The organism is Nocardia sp. N2S4-5 (genome assembly GCF_044628355.1).
In the GTDB taxonomy this organism is placed as follows: Bacteria; Actinomycetota; Actinomycetes; order Mycobacteriales; family Mycobacteriaceae; genus Nocardia; species Nocardia wallacei_B.
In genome coordinates this window covers 601922-622699 of record NZ_JBIUPM010000001.1, presented here as the reverse complement: position 1 = coordinate 622699, position 20778 = coordinate 601922, and the positions used below count along the sequence as shown (strand labels likewise).

General features: G+C 67.8%; 18 protein-coding genes, 4 pseudogenes and 1 other annotated feature. Of the genes and pseudogenes, 17 read left to right on the top strand and 5 right to left on the bottom strand.

The features are described 5' to 3' along the window. Position 1: 1 nt before the first annotated feature. Both ACFMRZ_RS02945 and ACFMRZ_RS02940 read left to right on the top strand, forming a co-directional pair. The gene (locus tag ACFMRZ_RS02945; protein WP_400177781.1) at positions 2–1291 is read left to right on the top strand and encodes a S8 family serine peptidase; all 1290 of its coding nucleotides are present in this window, start codon (positions 2–4) and stop codon (positions 1289–1291) included. A 10-nt stretch (positions 1292–1301) separates the two neighbouring features. Next, positions 1302–1523, top strand: a complete 222-nt coding sequence (locus ACFMRZ_RS02940; protein ID WP_280362469.1) for a hypothetical protein — start codon at positions 1302–1304, stop codon at positions 1521–1523. Between the two features lie 42 nt (positions 1524–1565). Here ACFMRZ_RS02940 and ACFMRZ_RS02935 read toward each other — a convergent pair whose 3' ends face one another. Continuing rightward, the gene (locus ACFMRZ_RS02935; protein ID WP_400177780.1) at positions 1566–2573 is read right to left on the bottom strand and encodes a pentapeptide repeat-containing protein; all 1008 of its coding nucleotides are present in this window, start codon (positions 2571–2573) and stop codon (positions 1566–1568) included. A gap of 479 nt (positions 2574–3052) precedes the next feature. Beyond that, positions 3053–4264: an FAD-dependent monooxygenase gene (locus tag ACFMRZ_RS02930; protein ID WP_400177779.1), complete on the bottom strand. Its 1212-nt coding sequence runs from the start codon at positions 4262–4264 to the stop codon at positions 3053–3055. Positions 4265–4338: 74 nt separating this feature from the next. Between ACFMRZ_RS02930 and ACFMRZ_RS02925 the strand changes: the two genes are divergently transcribed. Then, complete coding sequence (locus tag ACFMRZ_RS02925; RefSeq protein WP_280275261.1) at positions 4339–4896, top strand: TetR/AcrR family transcriptional regulator; 558 nt, start codon at positions 4339–4341, stop codon at positions 4894–4896. A gap of 163 nt (positions 4897–5059) precedes the next feature. After that, positions 5060–5389, top strand: coding sequence for a hypothetical protein (locus ACFMRZ_RS02920; protein ID WP_280275262.1), 330 nt, complete (start codon positions 5060–5062; stop codon positions 5387–5389). Positions 5390–5616: 227 nt separating this feature from the next. Here ACFMRZ_RS02920 and ACFMRZ_RS02915 read toward each other — a convergent pair whose 3' ends face one another. Beyond that, positions 5617–6045 (bottom strand): hypothetical protein, encoded by a 429-nt coding sequence (locus tag ACFMRZ_RS02915; RefSeq protein ID WP_400177778.1) that lies wholly within the window; start codon positions 6043–6045, stop codon positions 5617–5619. A 174-nt stretch (positions 6046–6219) separates the two neighbouring features. Between ACFMRZ_RS02915 and ACFMRZ_RS02910 the strand changes: the two genes are divergently transcribed. From ACFMRZ_RS02910 to ACFMRZ_RS02900, 3 genes and pseudogenes are all read left to right on the top strand, one after another. Beyond that, a complete protein-coding gene (locus ACFMRZ_RS02910; RefSeq protein ID WP_400177777.1) occupies positions 6220–6609 on the top strand; it encodes a hypothetical protein in 390 nt (129 codons plus the stop codon). A 22-nt stretch (positions 6610–6631) separates the two neighbouring features. After that, positions 6632–8235 (top strand): annotated as a pseudogene (locus ACFMRZ_RS02905) (EAL domain-containing protein). 331 nt (positions 8236–8566) lie between these two features. After that, positions 8567–8872 carry a hypothetical protein gene (locus tag ACFMRZ_RS02900; RefSeq protein ID WP_280275263.1) on the top strand — a complete coding sequence of 102 codons (306 nt, stop codon included), beginning with the start codon at positions 8567–8569 and terminating at the stop codon, positions 8870–8872. Between the two features lie 130 nt (positions 8873–9002). Here ACFMRZ_RS02900 and ACFMRZ_RS02895 read toward each other — a convergent pair whose 3' ends face one another. Both ACFMRZ_RS02895 and ACFMRZ_RS02890 read right to left on the bottom strand, forming a co-directional pair. Continuing rightward, on the bottom strand, positions 9003–9626 hold the full coding sequence (locus ACFMRZ_RS02895) for an NADPH-dependent F420 reductase (protein WP_400177776.1): 624 nt from the start codon (positions 9624–9626) through the stop codon (positions 9003–9005). Between the two features lie 45 nt (positions 9627–9671). Next, positions 9672–10407, bottom strand: a pseudogene (locus tag ACFMRZ_RS02890) (SDR family NAD(P)-dependent oxidoreductase). Positions 10408–10572: 165 nt separating this feature from the next. On the opposite strand from ACFMRZ_RS02890, the gene ACFMRZ_RS02885 reads away from it, so the two are divergent. The 10 genes and pseudogenes from ACFMRZ_RS02885 to ACFMRZ_RS02840 all read left to right on the top strand — a co-directional run bounded on the left by ACFMRZ_RS02885 (position 10573) and on the right by ACFMRZ_RS02840 (position 20616). Beyond that, positions 10573–11463: a LysR family transcriptional regulator gene (locus ACFMRZ_RS02885; protein ID WP_400177775.1), complete on the top strand. Its 891-nt coding sequence runs from the start codon at positions 10573–10575 to the stop codon at positions 11461–11463. A gap of 397 nt (positions 11464–11860) precedes the next feature. Then, positions 11861–12406, top strand: coding sequence for an MSMEG_0572/Sll0783 family nitrogen starvation response protein (locus ACFMRZ_RS02880; RefSeq protein ID WP_195104430.1), 546 nt, complete (start codon positions 11861–11863; stop codon positions 12404–12406). A gap of 9 nt (positions 12407–12415) precedes the next feature. After that, entirely contained in the window at positions 12416–13474 is a 1059-nt protein-coding gene (locus ACFMRZ_RS02875) for an MSMEG_0568 family radical SAM protein (protein ID WP_400177774.1), read from the top strand. 1 nt (position 13475) lies between these two features. Next, positions 13476–14903: an MSMEG_0567/sll0787 family protein gene (locus tag ACFMRZ_RS02870; RefSeq protein WP_400177773.1), complete on the top strand. Its 1428-nt coding sequence runs from the start codon at positions 13476–13478 to the stop codon at positions 14901–14903. After that, entirely contained in the window at positions 14900–15823 is a 924-nt protein-coding gene (locus ACFMRZ_RS02865; protein ID WP_400177772.1) for a carbon-nitrogen hydrolase family protein, read from the top strand. Before ACFMRZ_RS02870 ends, ACFMRZ_RS02865 begins: the two co-directional genes overlap by 4 nt. Then, on the top strand, positions 15816–16133 hold the full coding sequence (locus ACFMRZ_RS02860) for an MSMEG_0570 family nitrogen starvation response protein (RefSeq protein ID WP_280276555.1): 318 nt from the start codon (positions 15816–15818) through the stop codon (positions 16131–16133). Before ACFMRZ_RS02865 ends, ACFMRZ_RS02860 begins: the two co-directional genes overlap by 8 nt. Next, on the top strand, positions 16127–17377 hold the full coding sequence (locus tag ACFMRZ_RS02855; RefSeq protein WP_400182755.1) for an MSMEG_0569 family flavin-dependent oxidoreductase: 1251 nt from the start codon (positions 16127–16129) through the stop codon (positions 17375–17377). Before ACFMRZ_RS02860 ends, ACFMRZ_RS02855 begins: the two co-directional genes overlap by 7 nt. 10 nt (positions 17378–17387) lie before the next feature. Next, on the top strand, positions 17388–18239 hold the full coding sequence (locus ACFMRZ_RS02850; RefSeq protein WP_400177771.1) for a carbon-nitrogen hydrolase family protein: 852 nt from the start codon (positions 17388–17390) through the stop codon (positions 18237–18239). Further along, positions 18239–19300 (top strand): annotated as a pseudogene (locus ACFMRZ_RS02845) (MSMEG_0565 family glycosyltransferase); the annotation flags it as partial. The gene ACFMRZ_RS02850 and the pseudogene ACFMRZ_RS02845, both read left to right, overlap by 1 nt. 68 nt (positions 19301–19368) lie before the next feature. Next, a pseudogene (locus ACFMRZ_RS02840) lies at positions 19369–20616 on the top strand (IS3 family transposase). Further along, positions 19650–19781: a sequence feature (AL1L pseudoknot), on the top strand. (Overlaps the previous pseudogene by 132 nt.) Positions 20617–20778: the final 162 nt, after the last annotated feature.

The following is a 20778-nucleotide window of genomic DNA, read 5'->3' as shown; positions in this document are numbered from 1 at the left end:
GATGCGTGTTGTGATTCAGTTTCGGCCGGAGGCCGATTCCGCTGTTCGTCTCGCCGCGTCGGAGGTGGCCGGGGGTGAGCTGCCCGGATTTACGCTCGATCAGGACTACGGGCCCGTCGTCGTGCCGCAGGGTATCGAGCTGACCGGTTCGTCGGGGGCGCAATGGGATACGGTCGTCGTGCGGGGCGAGGTGGAGGACGAAGCCGCCGCGGCGGCGGTGCGGCAGTCGACCGGCGTGCTCGGTGTTTTCGCCGATCCGACCATTCAACCGGTAATCACATGCGGCGATTCCGGAGCCGTGGGGACCTGGCACGATGTCGAAACCCTGCTGCACGTACCGGATCTCGCCGCGGCGGGACTGGACGGCACGGGCGTGGCACTCGCGATCGTGGACACCGGCATCAACGCCGCGAAGGTCGGCCAGGTGCGCGGCAGCCGTCCGACCGTCGACGCGGCGCGCAGCTGGAATCCGCAGGGCGTCAGCGGCGCCGCGGGCCAGTTCCCCGTCGACCACGGCACGATGTGCACCTTCGACGCGATGATCGCCGCGCCCGCAGCCACCTTCCTCGACCTTCCCGTGCTGCGCAGTGCCCGGCGAGGCGGCTCGCCCACCGACGGATTGCTGTCCGACGCGCTGGCCGCCTACGCGCACCTGCGCACCGTGCTCACCGACCAGCCGGAGTCGAAGCGCGCCCTGGTGGTCAGTAACAGCTGGGGCGTGTTCTCCCCCGACACCGATTTCCCGGTCGGCAATCCCGGCAACTACTCCGACAATCCGAACCACCCGTTCAACACCATCGTCGGCGCGCTGGCCGCCGCCGGGGCCGACGTCCTCTTCGCCGCCGGCAACTGCGGGCGCGACTGCCCAGACGGCCGGTGCGCCTTCCCTGACCGGCCGATCAACGGAGCCAACTCGCACCCGAGCGTGCTCAGCATCGGCGGCGTCGACACCGGCAACCAGCGGGTGGGCTACTCATCACAGGGGCCCGGTCGCCTGGCCGAGCGCAAACCCGACGTGTGCAGCTACACGCATTTCCTCGGGTCGACGGCATTCGGCGCCGACGCGCCCGACACCGGCACGTCGGCGGCCTGCCCGACCGCCGCCGGGCTCATCGCGGCGTTGCGCACCAAGTATCCGGCCACGGTGGTCTCGCCGGAGCGGTTGCGCGATCTGGTGCAGCGCACCGCGACCCGCCCCGGCGGGACCGAATTCGACTTCGACTACGGATATGGAATCGCCGACGCCCCAGGACTTCTCGAGGCACTGCGCCAGGAGTCCGTACGCGCGTAGCGTGGTGGACATGCAGCTGCTCACCATTCAGCTCCCGCCGGGCGCGACCCTGGCCGACGCCCTGCGGGCGCTGCACCTCACCGCGGCCGACGTCGACGTCGATTACGGCCTGATCGCCGTCGACCCCGACCGGGGAACCTATGCGCTGCGAGTCGACGACCCGGCCGTGGCCCGTGTGGCGGCGGCCGGGGGCACCGTCTTCGCCGATCCGCGCATCGAGACCAACGAGTAAACCCCTCGACGCCCGGGAACAACAAGGACCTTCACGTTGTGGTTACCGCCGGTGGCCAGATGTGCGGTTCGATATTCGTCGGCTTCTCTCCGGCGTTGTGATTCCAGTCGAATTCCCGCTCGGGCGGGCCCCATCGTGCCGGGGCTTCGAAGACGACCGGCTCGGAGCCGAAGTCGGCGCTCGAGAAGCTGGCCGGCCCGGCGAACCGCACCCCGAGAATCCGGCAGGGCCGTGGAACACCGCCTCGTCGAATTGCGCCGTGTCGTTGAACGTGGACTGCTGGAATTCGGCGTGCCCGTTGAAAGTCGCCTTGCCCAGACCGGCAGCACCGTTGAACGTCACGTGCTGGAACCCCGCATGACCGTTGAAGGTCGCTCCGCGCAGCATCCCAGCACGATGGAAGGTCGCGTTGTCGAACCTCGCATGGCCGTTGAATGTCGCGCGGTAGAACTCGGAATCGCCCGTGAATACCGCCCATTGGAATCGAGCATGGCCGGAGAACGTCGCGCGGTAGAACCCCGCATCGCCGTTGAATGTCGCTTCCTGAAATGATGCGCTGTCATCGAAGCCGGCCTCGTCGAACCGAGCACGATGGTCGAAGACCGCGCCGGTGAACGCGACAGGACCGCCGAACGTGGCCCGCTCGAACCCGACAGGGCCGTCGAAGGTCGCCCTTTCGAATCCGGCGGGGCCGTCGAACGTAGCCTTGTCGAACCGGGTACGTCCGGAAAACACGGCGCCGCCGAAAGCCGCGTCCTCCAAGCGAGCGGCACGGAAGTCGAAGTCGCTTGTCGACCAGGAGAATTCGGCACCGGCCTGCAGATGGTCGGCGATCACCCGGATGATGGTTCGACGGACCTCGCGGTCATTCTGCCGGTATTCGACATGTTCCTCGGTTTCCCCGCCGCCATCGAGCGGAAGGGTGGTCACGAGTTTGGCGCGGCCGCTGTTGCCGTGGCCGGGATCGTAGGGTAGCCGCAGGTAGCCACAGAGGACGTCGATGCATTGTTGCCGACGTGGGCCATCGGATTCGTCGGCGGCACTTGCCATCGCGTACACCCCGGCGATCCGGACCGCGACATCGGTAGCGCCGAGCTGACCCGCTGCCGCTCCGAAACGTTCTATGAATCGGCTCTGCTCGATGTCGCGTTGGCGACGGTAGGCAATCAACGGTAGGCAATCACCAGTGCGACAATCCCACCGACACCGGCGACGATCGTCAATGCGACACGAGTGATATCGATCGGCGCCGCCTTGGCTTCGCTGGCGGGCAGAACGGCGTGCAATATCCCGTAGGGGCCACGAGCGCGACCGCGAGACCGGCGCCCAGTGCGAGGCCGACAGCCGAGAACAGTCCGACTCGACCGACCCTGCGGCCGAACATCTTGTAGCGCTTGCCGATCCCAGCACGCAGCGCGGTGGCTCGCTCGCGTCTCTTCGGGGTGGTGGCGCGGCTCGTGCTGCCCGGCATCGTTCGATTGTGACCGATCCCGAGACGGCGCACGCGCGGGACTCCCCCGTACGATCCCTCACTCCGCCCAGGCGGCGTAGTCCTTGGCCGTGATAGTGCGGGCGACTTTCTGGGGAGCGCCGCCGATGAGTCCGCGCCAGGGCAGGTAGGGCAGCAAGCGCACGTTGAGGTTGCGGAAGCCGATCATGGCCTTGCTGCCCGGGGCGTACCAGGCGCCGGTGCCTTCGGCGAACTTCTGGCAGGCGTGGACCATGGGTCGCATGACGCTCTCGTAGTTGGCGAAGGCGACGGTGTGATCGCCTGCGGCGGCGGCCAGTTCGCCGGCGAGAGTATAGGCCCCGACCAGGGACAGGTCCGCGCCCTGCCCGGACAGCGGGGAGGCACAGTAGCCGGCGTCACCGACGAGGCCGACGCGGCCGGTGTGCCAACTGTCCATGTGGATCTGGACCATGGCGTCGAAGTAGAAGTCCGGCGCGTCGTCGAGGTGTGCGAGCAGTTGCGGTACCTGCCAGCCCTGCCCGGCGAAGGTGTCGGCAACGATCTTCTTCTGCTGCCCGGCGTCGCGGTAGTCGTAGTCGATCGGATCCGACGCCCACGCGAAGATCGCCTTGGCTTGGGTGTTGCCGCGGGCGCTGTAGGCCCCGGCGATGGTGCCGGGGGTGTTGTAGTCCTGCTCCCAGTGGTCAAGTCCGAGGAAGTTGGGGATGGTGTAGATGCTGATGTAGTAGCCCATGTGCTCGGCGAACCGGGGTTCGGGGCCGAAAGCCAGTGTGCGCGTGTGGGAATGGGCACCGTCCGCGCCGATGACCAGGTCGAAGGTGCGCGGTGCGGCGTGTTCGAAGCTCACCCGCACCCCGTTCTCGTCCTGCACCAGCTCGGTGATCGAGTCACCGAAGAGGTACTCGACATTCTCGCGGGTGGCCTCGTACAGCACCCGCGCCAAGTCGCCGCGCTGGATCTCGGTGTCCCCGTTCGCGCCGACACCGTTGAACGTCTCGCTCGAAATGCTCGCGCGGGCTTTGCCGTCGGCGTCGACGTAGGAGGTGCCGCGCTTGCCCGTGCTCAGTGCGTGCACCGCGTCGAGCAGGCCCATGCGCCGCACCACCTCGGTAGCGGTGCCGAGCACATCGATGGCCTGGCCGCCCTCGCGCAGGGCCGGGGCCTTCTCCACGATCGTCGGGTGAAAGCCGTAGCGCTGCAGCCAGAACGCCAGGGCTGGACCGGCGATGCTGGCGCCGGAGATCAGGACACCGCGATTGCTCATCTGCATGCCCAGAACGCTACAACCGATTTGCACAAGTGCGCAATACGAATGTCTGAGGCGTTTGCTCTACCATGTGTGGCATGGGAAATCGTGAGGACCTACTGGCCGGTGCGCGGGCTTGCCTGCTCGACAAGGGCTACGCCCGCACCACCGTGCGCGACATCGCCACCGCCGCCGGAGTGAGCATGGCCGCCATCGGATACCACTTCGGCACCAAGGAGGCGCTGCTCACCGAGGCGCTGGCCGACGCCACCCGCGAATGGGGAACCGCCCTCGAGCGGGCGCTGACCCTGATGCCCGAGGGCCCGGCCGATCCGTGGCAGCGATTCGCCGACCGCTGGGACGCGGTGCTGGCCACGATTGCCGCCCACAGGGGGGTGTGGTCGGCAACTTTCGATGTCCTCGCCCACCCCGACGTGCGCGCACAACTCGCCGCGAACCTCGGTGAAGCGCGCGCCGGCCTGGCGCGCCTGTTCGACGGCATCGACGAGAACGACACCGCCGCCCGCAGTTCCGGGACCCTCTACCAAGCCCTGCTCACCGGAATCGCGGCCCAATATCTGATCGACCCCGACCACGCGCCCACCGGCCGCGATCTCGCCGATGCCCTGCGCCGAATCACCGAGGCCCCGCATTGAGCGGGTGGAACCTCACCAGGCACCACGGCTGTCCCGCGACGCGGGTGCTCCCAGCACTGGACGCTTCCGCGCTGTTCGGGCGATTTCCGAATGGAAGAATCCGGTCTGTACGACGCCACGCGCGGCAGGGCAACGCGGGGCGTGCATATCGAGAAAGGACCTCATGCAGGCATCGAAGATCCTTGGTTTCGCCACCGCGCTCGTCGCGGCGCCGGTCATGTTGGCAGCGACGGCGGGCGTCGCCGCTGCCGATGCGACCGCGACAGTCACCGCGGGTAACAAGTGGATTGTCGTCTCGGTGACCACCACCAACGGAGACCTGCCCGAATGGTGCCGGGTCGACCCCTATTTCGGTACGCCGCAAACGGTCAGCCTGGAGGTCGCCCCCTCAGGGAACCTCTTCGTCGACAACGTGCCGCCCGGGCCGAGGAAGGTATCGGTATGGTGCCCGAACGGGGGCGCAAGTGTGCACGACGTAGTCGTCCAGGGCTGAGCTGAACGGTCTACCGCCGCACCAGTGCCGTGCCCGGCATCGGCACACGAATGCCGGGCAATGCCACCCCGATCACCGAGTTCTGTTGCGGCGCTTCGTCGCTCGATGGGTATCGAGCCCAGGCCAACCGACCGGCCGGACACGAGGATCCCGATAACAGACAGAATCGTCAGGACAGTGCCCACCGGCATCGGGGAATGTTGCTGTGCAGAGTTTCCTGAATCGCCTCAGGAGCCGAATGATCCGGACGGCGGTTGCGAAATGTCAGGCGGCACTGTCACTTCCTGTGTCGGTGCGACCACCTGGTGCGGATCGGTTTCGGTGGCACCGCAGCCGCCGCCGAGGAGATATCGGCCTGCCGCCAGGTCGCCGCGGCTGACTTGAATCGTTTGTCCCGCTTGCGCGTAACCCGCACCGCCGTGTTCGGCGAATTCGTGCACGGAGCCATCTATCCCGATTGTCGCCCAGCAGATCCCCGATCCGTTCGGATTACGGACTGTCGCGGTCACCTCACCCGGGCCGGTGACAGCAAAGCTGAGTTCCGGCACCTGGTAGCCGCCCGGCGACACAGCGAATGACGGCCCGGCGCCAACGGAGACAGCGGCAACCGCCATCACGACGACGCTTGCTGACAAGATCGTGGAAATCCCTGGCACAGAGCCGATTCTGTCAGAACCACAACGCACACGGGGATGCATTGTCACACCAGCCAGAATTCCGCAGCCACGGCACCAGCTGAGCTACACATCCGCCGTACTCGACACCAACGCATTGATTCACATCGGAGACAGTGAGCGATACCTGCCTGTGCGGTACCGACTCCCCGTAGAGTGGTTAACGAAGCGGGCGGGCGCCTAGGGGGAGACTTGGATACTGGTCTGGTGGTGGCGATTACCGGTGGTGATCGAACCGGTGGCGTTGAATCCTTGATCGCGTGGTTGCGCCAAGAGCCGGAGTTACGGGGCAGGATCCACACTGCCGCAAGGGTTCCCGATCCGGGTGAGATGGGATCGTTGATCGATGCGGTGACCGTCGCGGTAGGCGGTGGCGGGACGGTGTCGGTGCTGGCGATGTCGTTGAAGACGTGGCTTGCGCATCCCAGGCGCTCGGATGTGACGATCGAGATCCGGCACCCGGACGGACGGTCGGTGACCGTCGAGGCCAAACGGGTGGACGACGCCGAGGCACTGCTGCGCACCGTTCTGGACGCCGGCGAATAGCCTACCGATACAAGGATTCTGGATGCGTCTGCCGGACCGAGCGACATCGTGGGCGGTGCTGATCGGAATCGATCACTACGACCATCTCCCGTCTTTGACCGGTGTGCACGCAGGTGCCCTGGCGCTGGCCGATGTTATTACCGACCCGCTGGACGGTTCTCTGCTTCGCGAGCAGTGCATGGTGCTGCCGGAGAATACGACACCGCGCGAGATCGGGGACGCCATCGCGCACGCGGCGGAGAACGCAAGAGACCTGCTACTGATCTACTTCGCCGGCCATGGCGTCCTCGGCCCGCGCCGCGGCGAACTGCACCTCGCTGTTACCGACACCCACCCACACCGGCCCGGGATCGGCGGCATTCCGTTCGATGCGGTCCGCGATCTGTATATCGACAGTCCTGCGGCGGCGCGGGTTGTTATTCTCGACTGCTGCTATTCCGGCCGCGCGTTGGGTACGAACCAGTCGAACGACGGCACGGCGATCCTGAACGAGATCGTCGCCGAAGGCACAGCCGTTCTCACCTCGGCACCACCCAACGGGATCTCCAAAAAACTCGACGCCGAGACCTACCCGGCCTATACCCATCGGCTCATCCGGCTGCTGCGGAACGGAATCCCCGCCGCAGGCCCTCTACTCACACTGCCCATGCTGCACCGTCGACTGTGCCGCGAACTTGCCGAGGCCGGCCTCCGCCAACCCCAGGCCGACCTCAATCCACTACTGGACCATCTGGCATTACTCCGTAACCGTGCGGAGCCGGCGGGGCCGACTTTCGAAGTACAGCTGGCCGAGGCCGTCGACACCGATCAGCTCACTCTGTACTACCAGCCGGATATCGATCTGAGCACCGGTGCCATCGTGGGTGTCGAAGCATTGGTCCGATGGAACCATCCCACCGAGGGTTTCCTGCCGGCACTGGCTTTGTACCGGCAGCCGAGCGCGCAGGCTTGGCCGGCCGACTGGGCTGGTGGGTAATTCGCCGGGCGTGCACCGACTTCGCCCACTGGCATACCGGGATCGGCGCGGGACTGCTGTTGCGTATCAACGTCTCGCCGGTACTACTCGACGAGCCAGGTTTCGTTCACGGCCTCGGCGCCATATTGGACACTTCCGGGGTCCGGGCCGGGGCGGTGTGCATCGAGATCGTCGAACGTGAAGGCACCGATTTCGATGCGACGGTGGCCACAGTACGAGCACTGAAATTCCTGGGCGTGCAGGTTGCTATCGACAGTTTCGGTACGTACCACAGCTCGCTCTCGATGATCCAGCGCCTGCCCGTGGACTCTCTGGAAATCGACCGCACCTTCGTCCAGGGACTGTCCACCAATACCGACGACATCGCCATCGTGCAGGCCATTATCAGCATGGCCCGAAGCTTCGGACTAGGTGTGTCCGCCGCCGGCATCGAAACCCTCGATACCGCGCGCACCCTGATCGACCTTGGATGCGACCGAGGGCAAGGCTTTCTCTACAGTCCCCCCGTCTCACCGGACAGCATGACCGCACTCATCGCAATCGGATCCATTCACCCGCACGGACTCGCTCCCGACCGCCACGCCATCGAATCCGATATCCGACACACAACCAGCAACAACAGTCGTGCTCCACATCGAGACGGCCCCTGAAACCCCGCGGGTCGAGGTTGAACGGCTGCGGGGAGGCGCACGTCAGGGCACGATCAACACAAACTTCCCGGTGAACCGAGACCAGGACCGGACTACCTACATCGAGTCGATCTTCTTGACGAACTCCGGGTGGACCAATGTCCGAGAGGATGCCGAGACTCGCCCCTGCTGCGTCTACTGAGGCGATGCGGCGATGCCGGGTGATCGCGGCGAGTACGGCGGATCCTCATGGGAGATAAGCAGATTTCGCCACCACTCGACGGTTCCGACCCGGGCCGGTTCGCGCGTCGAAGTCGAATTCGATGTCGGTGCCCGCCCGTATTGTCGTGTCATGACCGATATCGGCCCGCTAGCCGCGTTCGTGCGGGCAAGTTTTGGAGATCCTGGAGTGCACGCGGTCGTCCACCGCGGCCGCACCGTGCATGCGGTGCGCTTGGGGCGGTGGATCGGCACCGAGGAAGCTCCGGAACTGATCTGCCATACCGGTGTGGCCGGATGGTCTCCTGACGCTCTGCACCCGACTCGCGCGGCCGTCACCTGCGGCCGCTGCCTCCGGATCCTCGGCGACCATGCCCCGGAAGCCGGTGCGGCGCAGCTGCCGCTGTTCGCCCGCGACCAGCAGCCCGGAATTGTCTAGCAGCCCAGCACCTTTCAGCATCGATCACCGTCACGCGGTCCGGTCACCTCACCGGCAGTCATCTATTCCCGCAAGCTGTCCGGCCGGCGCTTACACGCACACGCGGCCGCGTGCCCGATGGGGCGGCGGCTCAGCCGAGGTTGTCGATGCCGAGGGAGAAGTCGAAATTCCCGACGCCGTTGCGGGCCAAGCCCATCGTCAATACGCCCGCTCCCTCTACCCAGTGGGCCATGCTCAGGTCGCCGACGTCCCGCGGGCGCAGTCCGAGGCTCTCGACGAACGCTGACACGCTCGCCTTGGCTTGCGCATCGTCGCCGGCCATGAACACGTCCACCGGGTCGCCTTTGGCCAGGACGTGACGGAAAAGGGTGTTGAACGCCTTCACGACATGTGCGCTCGTGGGCGCGGCCTCGGCCACCCTTTGCGCGATGGAGGTGTCGTGCGGGACGGCCAGCCCGGTGCCGGTGGCGTCGAAGGGGTTGGTGATGTCGACGATGATCTTCCCGGCCAGCGCGTCGCCGAACTCGCGGACGGCCGGCACGGCGCTGTCGAACAGCACCGCGAGGATGACGATGTCGCCGGCCGGGGCGGCACCGAATGTTCCGGCTGTGGCGCCGCCACCGAGTGTTCTGGCCAGGGCCGCGGACTTGGCCGCGTCGCGGCCGATCACCTCGACGGTGTTGCCGCCCTTGATTGCCAGGGTGCCGATGGCGCCGGCCATGTTCCCCGAGCCGATGATGCTGATGCTGCTCATGATGTGTCCTTTCTCAGGTCCAGTGCGTCGGTCGTTGTCTCGCGGTCAGATCGCCGTGGTGCCGCCGTCGGCAACCAGCTCGAGCCCATTCACATAGCTCGAGTCGTCCGAGGCGAGGAACAGCGCGATCGCCGCGATCTCTTCGGGGCGGCCCATCCTTCGCCGCGGGATCAGCGACTCGAACGCCGCCTTGGTCTCCTCGTCGAACAGTTCCTCCTGCTTCGCAGTGGCGACCTGGCCGGGGGTCAGAACGTTCACCCGGATCCGCCTGTCCTTCAACTCGTTCAGCCACACGCGGGCCCAGGCCTGCTGCACCGCCTTGCTCCCCGCGTACAGGCTCCACCCGGGGAAGGCCCCGAGCGAAGCGTTCGACCCGGTCATGAAGATCGACCCCTCGTCGTTGATCAGCGGCAGCGCCTTCTGCACCGTGAACAGCGTCCCCCGCGCGTTCAGCCAGAAGGCGGCATGGAACTGCTCCTCGGTGATCTCGCCCAGCTTGCCCGGCTCGCCCATTCCGGCGCTTGCCCACAGGACGTCGATGGAGCCCTTTTCCTTCTCGACCGTGGCGTACAAACGGTCGAGGTCGTTCAGGTCGGCGGCATCGCCCTGCACGGCGGTCACGTTCCGGCCGATCTGCTCGACGGCGTCATCCAGCGCGTCCTGCCGCCGGCCCATGATGAAGACATCGAGCTCCTTCGTCTACGAACAACTCGGCGCCGGCCAGCGCCATGCCGGTTGATCCGCCGGTGATCACCGCTACCTTGCCATCGAGCTTTCCCACGATCACTCCCTCGAATTTGTGAATACCCGGAACAGCCAGATGTCGAGAATTTCTTCGACCGAATTCGCTTGCGTCTCTTTGACGATGTCACCGGCCGGAGTGCGTGTCCAAGACCTCTTTCAGCCGTGGTGATACCTTGGGGGCATTGCCGGACCGGGAGGTTCCATGGATCTGGACCTGCGCAAGCTGCGCTACTTCGTCGCTGTCGCCGACCGGCTGCATTTCGGCCGCGCCGCCGAGGAGCTGCACATCGCGCAACCGGTACTCAGTCGCCAAATCCGCGCTCTGGAAAAGGATCTCGGTGCCGCGCTGTTCACCAGGGACACCCATGGCGTGGAGCTGACCGACGCGGGCCGGCAACTGCTGGACGACGCCGGCCCGCTGCTCGCCTCAGTGCGCGGGGTCCGGCGCCGGGTGTCCGTGGCCGGCCGCGGGAGCCGGCGGTTGGTCGTCGGCTTCCGGGCCGGTATCCCGGTCATCCCGGCGGCGCGGGCGTTCGAGGCCCGGAACCCGGACGTGGTCGTGGACGTGCAGCGGATGGAGTGGGACGACCAGGCTCTGATGCTGCTGGATGGCCGTGTCGACGTCGGTTACGTGCGGCTGCCGGTCGACGAGACCGGGCTACACCTCACCCCGCTCTACACCGAGCCACTCATGGTGGCCCTGCCCGCCGACCACCGATTGGCCGGCAAGGAAGAACTCGCCGAGGCCGACCTGGACGGTGAGCCGGTGATCTGGCATGCCGACCCGAGTACGCAGCCCACCAGGCGCCCGCACCCCGACTCCGGACTCAGGGCGCGCGGGGTGGAGGAGAAGCTCGAGCACGTCGCGGCGGGCCGGGGCGTCTCGTTCGTCGGGCGGTCGGAGACCGTGTTCTACTCACGTCCCGACATCAGCTATGTGCCGATCCCGGAACTGGCGCCTGAACAGGTGTGCCTCGCGGTGGCGGAATCGCGCACCTCGCGACTGGTCGACGACTTCTCCGCCGCGGCGCGGGAAACGGCCGAGATCACCGCGGAATGTGGAAACTACGCGATGTGGCAGGCCGCGAAGTAGGCGACGGGGAGGTCTCGGCTTCGGAGGAATTCGTCGACCAGTGCGGGTCATGTATCGGCCGTAACGACGAGAACGTCCACAGCGGGTGTTACGGATTCGTTGGATCCACGGCACCCGAGTGTTAACGACCTCCGGAAGAGTACTGGACGATGTTTACGCGGCGATTACCCGTACCTCTGAAAATCTTCGCGTTCACATCGCGGCGGCGTCGAAATACGTTGCCGCACAGTTGGTTACGAGCCGAAGCGCATATCGCGGCCGGTGAGAACTCGGCAATGTCCAATTCTTCCGGATGTGACCAACACGAAATGCGCCCGGCGTCAACTAGTTCCAGCGGTGAACCACATCCCCGAACCGAAATCACCGATTCCGCCGAACCTTCCCCAGGAGTTGCACCATGTCCGCACCCACCGAGACCACCTCCGACATCGACAAGGCGATCGAGGAGAACATCGCGAAATCGCTGGCCGAGATCCCGCACCCGGCGCTGCCCAAGGGCACCAACATCTACGGCGCCACCAAGATCTTCCCCGACTACCGCGCCGAGGCCGGGGAAACGTACTTCACCCTCGTGCACGGTATCGCGCACGAATCCTCGGTGAGTTTCGTGGCCGTCCTCCAGGCCACCCGGGCGCTGCGGAAGGGCTTCGAATCGGCCATCTATTTCTACGGTCCCGGCGCGATCAACTGCGTCGCCAACCGCGGCTTCCCGACCACCGGTGACAGTGGCTTCCCGGGCGAGCAGAACATCAACGAGGCGCTGTCGACCTTCATCGCCGAGGGCGGCAAGGTGTTCGCCTGCCGGTTCGGCCTGGCCCTGCACGGCGCACGCGAGGAGGACCTCATCGAGGGCGTCATCCCCGCGCATCCGCTCGACGTGCAGGACGCGCTGATCCACTACGCGCGCAAGGGCGCGATCATCAACTCCACCTATCAGGTGTAGGCGTCGGCCATGACCGAGGTATCCACACGAGTAGACCTGGCGCTACTCGGAATTCGCGTCGACGTGCCGGTGCAGCGCCGTTCCGGAGCCGGGCCCAGCGACGACGGTCATGTGCTGTTCGGGGGCGCCGGCGCTGCCGTTCCCATCAGGTCCGACAGCCCCTACACCCTGCGCGGCAACCGGCTGCTGCGCGACGGCGCCGATCTCGGTGTCGCCGTCGAGCCGGTGCGGCGGCCGCGCTTCTACGAATTGCGCACCGCCGACGGCATCGCCTACGAGCAGATCGCCAAGCTGCACGGCGCGGACGTGCTCGCCACGACCGTGGTGCAGACCTGCGTTCGATACGACGAGGACCAGCGCTGCCGGTTCTGCGCGATCGAGGCGTCGCTGGCGGCGGGCTCGACGGTCGCGGTCAAGCGGCCCGAGCAGCTCGCGGAGGTCGCGGCGGCCGCGGTCCGGCTCGACGGGGTCCGCCAGATGGTGATGACCACCGGCACCACGGCCGGAAAAGACCGCGGCGCACGGCATCTGGCGCGCTGCGTGCGGGCGGTGCGGCGGGCCGTTCCCGGCCTGCCGATCCAGGTGCAGTGCGAACCGCCCGCCGATCTGTCCGTCCTCACGGCACTGCGCGAGGCGGGCGCGGAGTCCATCGGCATCCACGTCGAATCCCTCGACGACCGGGTGCGCGCCCGGTGGATGCCCGGCAAGTCCACGGTGCCGCTGGCGGAGTACCGGGCGGCCTGGGCCGAAGCCGTGCGGGTGTTCGGCCGCAACCAGGTGTCGACCTATCTGCTGGCCGGTCTCGGCGAGGATCCCGACGACCTGGTCCGTGGCGCGCGGGAACTCATCGAGATGGGCGTCTACCCGTTCGTCGTCCCCTTCCGGCCGCTGGCCGGGACGCTCGCCGCCGACGTCGACGGCGCGGCGGCACCCGCGCCCTCGCTGCTCGAGGACGTGACCCGCAGGGTCGCAGAGGCATTGCGCCGGGCCGAGATGCTCGGCGCGGATCAGAAGGCGGGCTGCGCGGCGTGCGGCGCGTGCAGCGTGCTCCGGACCGCGGGAGGCTGACATGGTCACCGTCGACACCTCCCGGGCATCGTCGTCACCGGACCACTGCGTCCTGTCCGGACACCGAAATCCCACCGAACCTGCGGACGGATTCCTGATCCGCCCGGCCGACTTCCGCCACCTCACCGCGTATCGCGCACTGCGCCGCGAGAGCTTCGTCCTCGACCAGGGGCTGTTCGAGGGCAGCGACGCCGACGACACCGACGACGATCCGCGCGCCATCGTCCTGGTCGCGCTCGCCCCGGACGGCACCGTCCTCGGCGGCGTACGCCTGGCCCCCGCCACCACCACCGATCTCGGCTGGTGGACCGGCAGCAGGCTGGTCGTGAACCGCGAAGGCCGCAGCCGCGGAGTCGGCAACGCGCTCGTGCGCGCGGCGTGCGCCTACGCCGAGAACGCCGACGTCCTGCGCTTCGAGGCGACGGTGCAGCGCCGGTACGCCGCGATGTTCACTCATCTGGGCTGGAATCGCCTGGAGGACATCATGATCGGCGGCACCCCGCACGTCCGCATGCGCTGGCCGATCGACCGGATCGACCGGCTGGCCCGGACCACCAAGGCACTGCTCGGCCCGCTGCTGAACGATCTCGGTGTGCAGCCGATGTCGTTGGGCGGCACCGGTTTCCGCGGTGACGACGGCGCGCCGGTGCCGGGCAGCGATCTCGTCGCGGCCTGCGACGCGATTCTCGCCTCCACGGTCGAGCGCGATCCGGAGTGGGCGGGCTGGTGCGCGGCGCTGGTGAATCTCAACGATCTGGCCGCCATGGGCGCCGAGCCCGTCGGGCTGCTCGACGCGGTCGCCGCCCCCACCGGGTCGCTGCTCACCCGCATCCTGCGCGGCCTGGCTCGGGCGAGTGAGGCCTGGGGCGTGCCCGTGCTCGGCGGGCACACTCAGATCGGCCCCGCCGCGCTGTCGGTGACAGCACTGGGCCGCACCGCGCGGCCGGTGCCCGGCGGTGGCGGCCGGGTAGGCGACGAGTTACGTCTCACCGCGGACCTCGGCGGCCGGTGGCGTCCGGGTTATACCGGGCGGCAATGGGATTCGTCGTCACAGCGGACCGGCGCGGAATTGCGGGCGCTCGGCCGCTTCGTCGCCGACACCGCACCGGCCGCCGCGAAGGACGTCAGCATGGCCGGGATGGCCGGAACCGCGGGCATGCTCGCCGAGGCGTCCGGAGTCGGCGTGGAACTGGACGTGGCGCGCATCCCGCGTCCCGCCGACACCGCTGTCGCGGAATGGATCACCTGTTTCCCCGGCTTCGCCATGCTCACCACCGACCGTCCCGGCGCGGCGATCGGCGCCACCGGACCCGCCACCTCCGCGGTGTGCGGCGTCCTGACCACCGCCCCCGGCGTGCGACTGCGCTGGCCCGACGGAACCACCACCACAGCGGTGCCCGGCACCGTCACCGGATTGGGACTCTCATGACCGACCTGACCATCTCCGTCGCCGCCGCCGAATTCGGCCGCGACATGGAAACGTGCTACCGCACCATCGGCGACCTCATCGATCGGGCCCGCGCACGCGACAGCCGACTGCTGGTGCTGCCCGAAGCCTGCCTCGGCGGCTATCTGCCCAGCCTGGGCGGGGACACCGAGAGCGAGGAGGCGCGCCGGCGACGGCTGCGCAGCCTGCCGCCCGCTCTCACGCTCGGCGGGCCCGAACTACGCCGGATCGCCGCCATGGCCGGTGATCTCGTCGTCACCCTCGGCTTCTGCGAGGCCGACGGCGAGGACCGCTACAACGCCGCGGTCACCCTCACCGGCGACGGCGTGCTCGGCTCGTACCGCAAGGTGCATCAGCCGCTCGGCGAAAATCTCTGCTACACAGCGGGTTCGCAGTTCCGCGCCTTCGACACGCCGATCGGCCGGATGGGTATGCAGATCTGCTACGACAAGGCGTTTCCCGAGGCCGCGCGGGCGCTGGCTCTGGACGGCGCGGAGATCGTCACCTCGCTGTCGGCGTGGCCGACCGCCCGCACCGCCACCGCCGAACGGCTCGAGGACGACCGCTGGACCCAGCGCTTCGACATCTTCGATCGCGCGCGGGCCGTGGAGAACCAGGTGGTGTGGATCGCCTCCAACCAGGCCGGCACCTTCGGCTCGCTGCGCTTCGTGTGCAGCGCCAAGATCGTCGGCCCCGGCGGCGACGTCCTCGCGACCACCGGCACCGAACCCGGCCTGGCCACCGCGACCGTCGACGTCGAGCACGCGCTGGAACTCGCCCGCGGCGGCGGCATGTACAACCTGCGCGACCGTCGGCCGGAAATCTACGACAGCGTGGTCGCGCGGCACGGCGTGGTCGGACAGCCGCCCGTACCCGAGGGATTGGCGACCGCTCATGCCTGAGATGACCTTCGACGTCCGCTGGCCGGACGGCACCGTGCAGTCCTGCTACTCCCCCTCGCTGGTGATCCACGATCATCTCGACGCCGAAACCGATTACGCGGTGGACGATTTCGTCCAGCGGGCCCGGACGGCGCTGCGGGCGGCCGCCGAACGCGTCCGGGAGCGGTACGGCTTCTACTGCGCCTCGGCCATGCAGACCCTCGCCGAAATCGAAGCGGCCGCCGCCGCGGTCCGTCCGTCGTCCGGCACGGTCCGGGTGCTGTCGATGGCCCCGCCGTCCGTGCCGGCCGCGACCGGAGGCCGATCGTGAGCCGCGACCATCACGAGGTCGTCGTGATCGGCGGCGGGCAGGCCGGGCTGTCGATCAGCTGGCATCTGACCAGCCGCGGGATCGATCATGTCGTCGTGGAACGCGACACCGTCGCCCACGAGTGGCGCGACACCCGCTGGGACAACTTCACTCTCGTCACCCCGAACTGGCAGTGCGTGCTGCCCGGCTATCGCTACGACGGTCCCGAGCCGCACGGCTTCATGACACGCGACGAGGTCTACGCGTGGGTGCGCGGCTACGCCGACACCTTCGATCCTCCGGTGCGCGAGCACGTCACCGTCACGGCGGTGACCGTGGCGAGCGACGGCGGCTTCGACATCGAAACAACCTCGGGGCCGGTGCATTCCGATCAGGTGGTGGTGGCCGTCGGCGGCTATCACACGCCCACGATTCCGCGCTTCGCCGAACGGCTGCCCGGGACGATCCGGCAGCTGCACTCCGCCGAATACCGCAGTGCCGCCGACCTTCCCGAGGGGGCGGTCCTGGTCGTCGGCACCGGGCAGTCCGGCGCCCAGATCGCGGAGGACCTGCATCTGGCCGGGCGGAAGGTGCACCTCGCGGTCGGCAGTGCGCCGCGCGTCGCGCGCTTCTACCGGGGCCGCGACTGCGTGGCGTGGCTCCAGGACATGGGCCACTACGACATTCCCATCGAGGACCAGCCCGGCGGCCTCGGCAAGCGCGAGAACACCAATCACTACGTCACCGGCCGCGACGGCGGGCGCGACATCGACCTGCGGCGCTTCGCCCTCGAGGGCATGTCCCTCTACGGCCGCATGATCGATGTCACCGGCGGCACAGCGCATTTCGAGCCGACCCTGGAGAAGCAACTCGACGCCGCGGACGCCGTGGCGGAGAGCATCAAGGATTCCATCGACGCCTACATCGCCCGCGAGGGCATCGACGCACCCACCGAGGGGCGCTATCGACCGGTGTGGCGGCCACAGCGGGAGGTGACCGAGAGGGACTTGGCGGCGAGCGAGATCACGTCGGTGGTGTGGTCGGTCGGCTTCCGCACCGACTACCGCTGGCTGCGCGTCGGCGTCTTCGACGGCGAGGGACACCCTTGCCACAATCGCGGCGTCACCAGCACCGCGGGCTTGTATTTTCTCGGGCTGCCGTGGCTGCACACGTGGGGGTCGGGCCGGTTCGCGGCCATCGCCCGCGATGCCGAACACCTCGCGGAGCGGATCGTGCGCGCCGGCCGCACGAGCGCCGCGGCCTGACCGGGTTCCCATGGCCGTCACCCGGATCGCCGCCGTCGCGGCCCATTTCGGCAGCGACATCGCCCGTGCCCTCGACAAGATCACCGGCATCATCGACCGGCTCGCCGCCGACGGCGTCGACCTGCTGGTCCTGCCCGACGCCACGCTCGGCGGCTACATCGGCGACCTGCGCAATCCCGATCCGACGACTGCCCCCGAGGCCATCGACCCCGACGGCCCCGAGATCCGGCTGCTGTGCCGGCTGGCCGGCGCGATGACCCTCTGCGTCGGCTACGCCGAGCACAGCGACGGCACCCGCTACAACGCCGCGGTCTGCGTGACCGGTGACGGCGTCCTGGGCCGCCACCGCAAGGTCCACCAGCCCGCGGGCGAACACCTCGCCTACGCCGCGGGAGATCGCTTCACCGCCTTCGACACTCCCGTGGGCCGCCTCGGAATGCTCATCGACTACGACAAGACCTTCCCCGAATCGGCTCGCGCCCTGGCCCTCGACGGCGCTCGCACGATCGCGGCCCTGTCCGCCTGGCCCGCCAGCGTCACCGACCGCGCCTCCCGCATGCCCAACGACCGCCAGTCCCGCCTGTTCGACCTCTACGACCAGGCCCGCGCCGCCGAGAACCAGGTGGTCCTGGCGTCGTCCAACCAGACCGGCATCACGGGGTCGCTGCGGTTTCTGGGGCAGGCCAAGATCGTCGGCCCCGGCGGTGACATTCTCGCCAAGACCTGGTCCAAGGGCGGGCTCGCGGTCGCGGACATCGATATCGACGCGGAAGTGGAGCGAGCCCGGCGCGTCCTGCGCCATCTGGACGAACGCCGGGTGGACACGTACCACAACCTGATGCGCGACACCGGTGGGATCTGATGCGGGTCGCGTTGCTCACCTATTCCACCAAACCCCGTGGGGGCGTAGTGCATACGCTGAATCTCGCGGAGGCGATGGCCGGGCTGGGCGTGGACGTCACGGTGTGGACATTGGGCCGCGGCGGCGATTCGGCCTTCTTCCGGCCCGTCGATCCCGCCGTGACCGTGCGCGTGGTCCCGTTCGAGGCCGCCGACGGTGAATCGGTCGGCGCGCGAATCTTGCGCTCCATCAGCGCATTACGCTCCGCCTTCACCCCCGACGCCTACGACATCGTGCACGCCCAGGACTGCATCAGCGCCAACGCGGTCGATCGCTGCATCCGCACCATCCACCACCTCGACACCTTCACCACACCCGAGCTGGCCGCCTGCCACGAGCGCGCCATCGTCGAACCCTATGCGCACATCTGCGTCTCGGCCGCCGTCGCCGCGGAGGTCCACGCGGGCTGGGGCCTGCGCCCCACGGTGATCCCCAACGGCGTCGAATACGACCGCTTCGCCGCGGCTTCCGCCTCTAACACCCGCCTGGACTGGTCACGCCGGCTGGGCCCGTACATCCTGGCGCTAGGCGGCATCGAACCCCGCAAGGGCAGCCTCGATCTCCTGGAGGCCTTCGCCCTGCTCCGCCGCGACCATCCACACCTGCGCCTCGTCTACGCGGGCGGCGAAACACTCTTCGACTATCGCGCCTACCGGTCCGCTTTCGACTCGCGCGCAACACAATTGGCCATCCAGCCGACGATCCTCGGGACCGTGCCCCACGACTCCCTGCCCGCTCTGGTGGCCGGGGCCGCCCTGGTTCCCTTCTTCTCCACGAAGGAGGGGTTCGGCCTGGCGGCCATGGAGGCCCTCGCCGCGGGCGTGCCGGTGGTCGGGCGTGATCTGCCCGTACTGCGGGAAGTGTTCGGAGACGCTATTTCCTATGCCACAAACCCCAGCGAGATGGCCACCGCCATGGCACGGAATCTGTGCCGAGAACCTTCCGCCGCCGAACGCGGTAAGGCCCTCGCCGCCCGATTCGGATGGGACAAGGCAGCGACAAGTCACCTCGAGTTCTACCGCGCCCACGGCGGGAGTGAACCGTCCTGGGTTGGTTGGAGACTCCCGTTTTTGCAAGGGAGACTGCATTCATGGGTGCACCACGGAAGTTCGACGAGGAGACCCGTGCTCGGGCGGTTCGGATGTATGAGGACCGGATCCGCGAGCACGGCGAGTCGATGGCCGCGGCGCGACGGCATGTGGGCGCGTTGCTGGATATCAAGCCGGCGACGCTGCGGAACTGGGTCGAGAAGTCCGAACGACCGGCCGCCGACCGGGATCCGGTGTCGGTTTCGGAGTCCGAGGAGTTGAAGGCGCTGCGTCGCGAGGTCTCCGAATTGCGAAGGGCCAACGACATTCTGCGGACGGCGAGCGCGTTTTTCGCGGCGGCGGAGGTCGACCGCCGACTGCGGTGATCGTCGACTACATCGACGCTCACAAGAACCGGTTCGGGGTCGACCCGATCTGCCGCGTGTTGACCGAGCACGGCGTGGCGATCGCCCCGTCCACCTACTACGCCGCACGCAAGCGCGGTATCAGCGCCGCGGTGTGGGCCGACGCGCACACCGCGAACGTCTTGTTGGACCTGTGGACGGCCAACCGGGGTGTCTACGGTGTGCGCAAACTCTGGCTCGCCGCACGCCGAGCCGGCCACATTCTCGGCCGTGATCAGGTCGCGCGCTTGATGCGGCTGGTCGGGGTCGACGGGGTGGTGCGTGGGCGGCGCACCACGGTCACAACCGACCGCGGCCGTGACCGACCCGCGCGGCACCCGGATCTGATCGGGCGGGCCTGGTCGCGGCCGACGCGTCCGGATCAGTGGTGGGTCGCCGATTTCACCTACTGCTGGACGCTGGCCGGGTTCTGCTACACCGCGTTCTGCGTGGACGTGTACTCGCGGCGGATCCTGGGCTGGCGTGTGATGACCTCGAAGGCGACGCCGTTGGTGACCTCAGTGCTCGAGCAAGCTCTGTTCACTCGCCGCAGGACCGATTTCCGTTTCACGGCAACAGGATTGATACATCATTCCGATGCCGGAAGCTCAATACACCTCACTGGCCTTCACCGAAGCATTACAGGATTCCGGAATCACCGGGTCCATCGGCAGCGTCGGCGACGCCCTCGATAACGCGCTCATGGAATCGGCGATCGGGCTCTACAAAACCGAGTTGATCGACCGCCACCCCGCCTTCACCAGCCGAGCCGAACTCGAACGGGAAACAGCCTCGTGGGTGCATTGGTACAACACCGGGCGCCTGCACTCTGCGATCGGATACCTACCGCCGGTCGAATACGAACACCTCTACCATCAACAGACCATCTCGACCGAGGCGGCCTGAACCCGAGTCTCTACCGGATCCAGGACGGTTCAGGAGTCCGCGGTGACGTGCCCAGTCCATGACCTCGCCTACTCGGTCAGGCTGCGGGCACGGTGAGTGCCGCGTCTTGCCGACATCATGACACCAGCGGTGGTGTCCTACACCGCTGCCGAACACACCGGC

Excerpts from the sequence above, each read along its gene's own strand:
- ACFMRZ_RS02945 (WP_400177781.1), top strand. The coding sequence starts at position 2 with ATGCGTGTTGTGATTCAGTTTCGGCCGGAGGCCGATTCCGCTGTTCGT.
- ACFMRZ_RS02940 (WP_280362469.1), top strand. The coding sequence starts at position 1,302 with ATGCAGCTGCTCACCATTCAGCTCCCGCCGGGCGCGACCCTGGCCGAC.
- ACFMRZ_RS02935 (WP_400177780.1), bottom strand. The coding sequence starts at position 2,573 with ATGGCAAGTGCCGCCGACGAATCCGATGGCCCACGTCGGCAACAATGC.
- ACFMRZ_RS02930 (WP_400177779.1), bottom strand. The coding sequence starts at position 4,264 with ATGCAGATGAGCAATCGCGGTGTCCTGATCTCCGGCGCCAGCATCGCC.
- ACFMRZ_RS02925 (WP_280275261.1), top strand. The coding sequence starts at position 4,339 with ATGGGAAATCGTGAGGACCTACTGGCCGGTGCGCGGGCTTGCCTGCTC.
- ACFMRZ_RS02920 (WP_280275262.1), top strand. The coding sequence starts at position 5,060 with ATGCAGGCATCGAAGATCCTTGGTTTCGCCACCGCGCTCGTCGCGGCG.
- ACFMRZ_RS02900 (WP_280275263.1), top strand. The coding sequence starts at position 8,567 with ATGACCGATATCGGCCCGCTAGCCGCGTTCGTGCGGGCAAGTTTTGGA.
- ACFMRZ_RS02895 (WP_400177776.1), bottom strand. The coding sequence starts at position 9,626 with ATGAGCAGCATCAGCATCATCGGCTCGGGGAACATGGCCGGCGCCATC.
- ACFMRZ_RS02885 (WP_400177775.1), top strand. The coding sequence starts at position 10,573 with ATGGATCTGGACCTGCGCAAGCTGCGCTACTTCGTCGCTGTCGCCGAC.
- ACFMRZ_RS02880 (WP_195104430.1), top strand. The coding sequence starts at position 11,861 with ATGTCCGCACCCACCGAGACCACCTCCGACATCGACAAGGCGATCGAG.
- ACFMRZ_RS02875 (WP_400177774.1), top strand. The coding sequence starts at position 12,416 with ATGACCGAGGTATCCACACGAGTAGACCTGGCGCTACTCGGAATTCGC.
- ACFMRZ_RS02870 (WP_400177773.1), top strand. The coding sequence starts at position 13,476 with ATGGTCACCGTCGACACCTCCCGGGCATCGTCGTCACCGGACCACTGC.
- ACFMRZ_RS02865 (WP_400177772.1), top strand. The coding sequence starts at position 14,900 with ATGACCGACCTGACCATCTCCGTCGCCGCCGCCGAATTCGGCCGCGAC.
- ACFMRZ_RS02860 (WP_280276555.1), top strand. The coding sequence starts at position 15,816 with ATGCCTGAGATGACCTTCGACGTCCGCTGGCCGGACGGCACCGTGCAG.
- ACFMRZ_RS02850 (WP_400177771.1), top strand. The coding sequence starts at position 17,388 with ATGGCCGTCACCCGGATCGCCGCCGTCGCGGCCCATTTCGGCAGCGAC.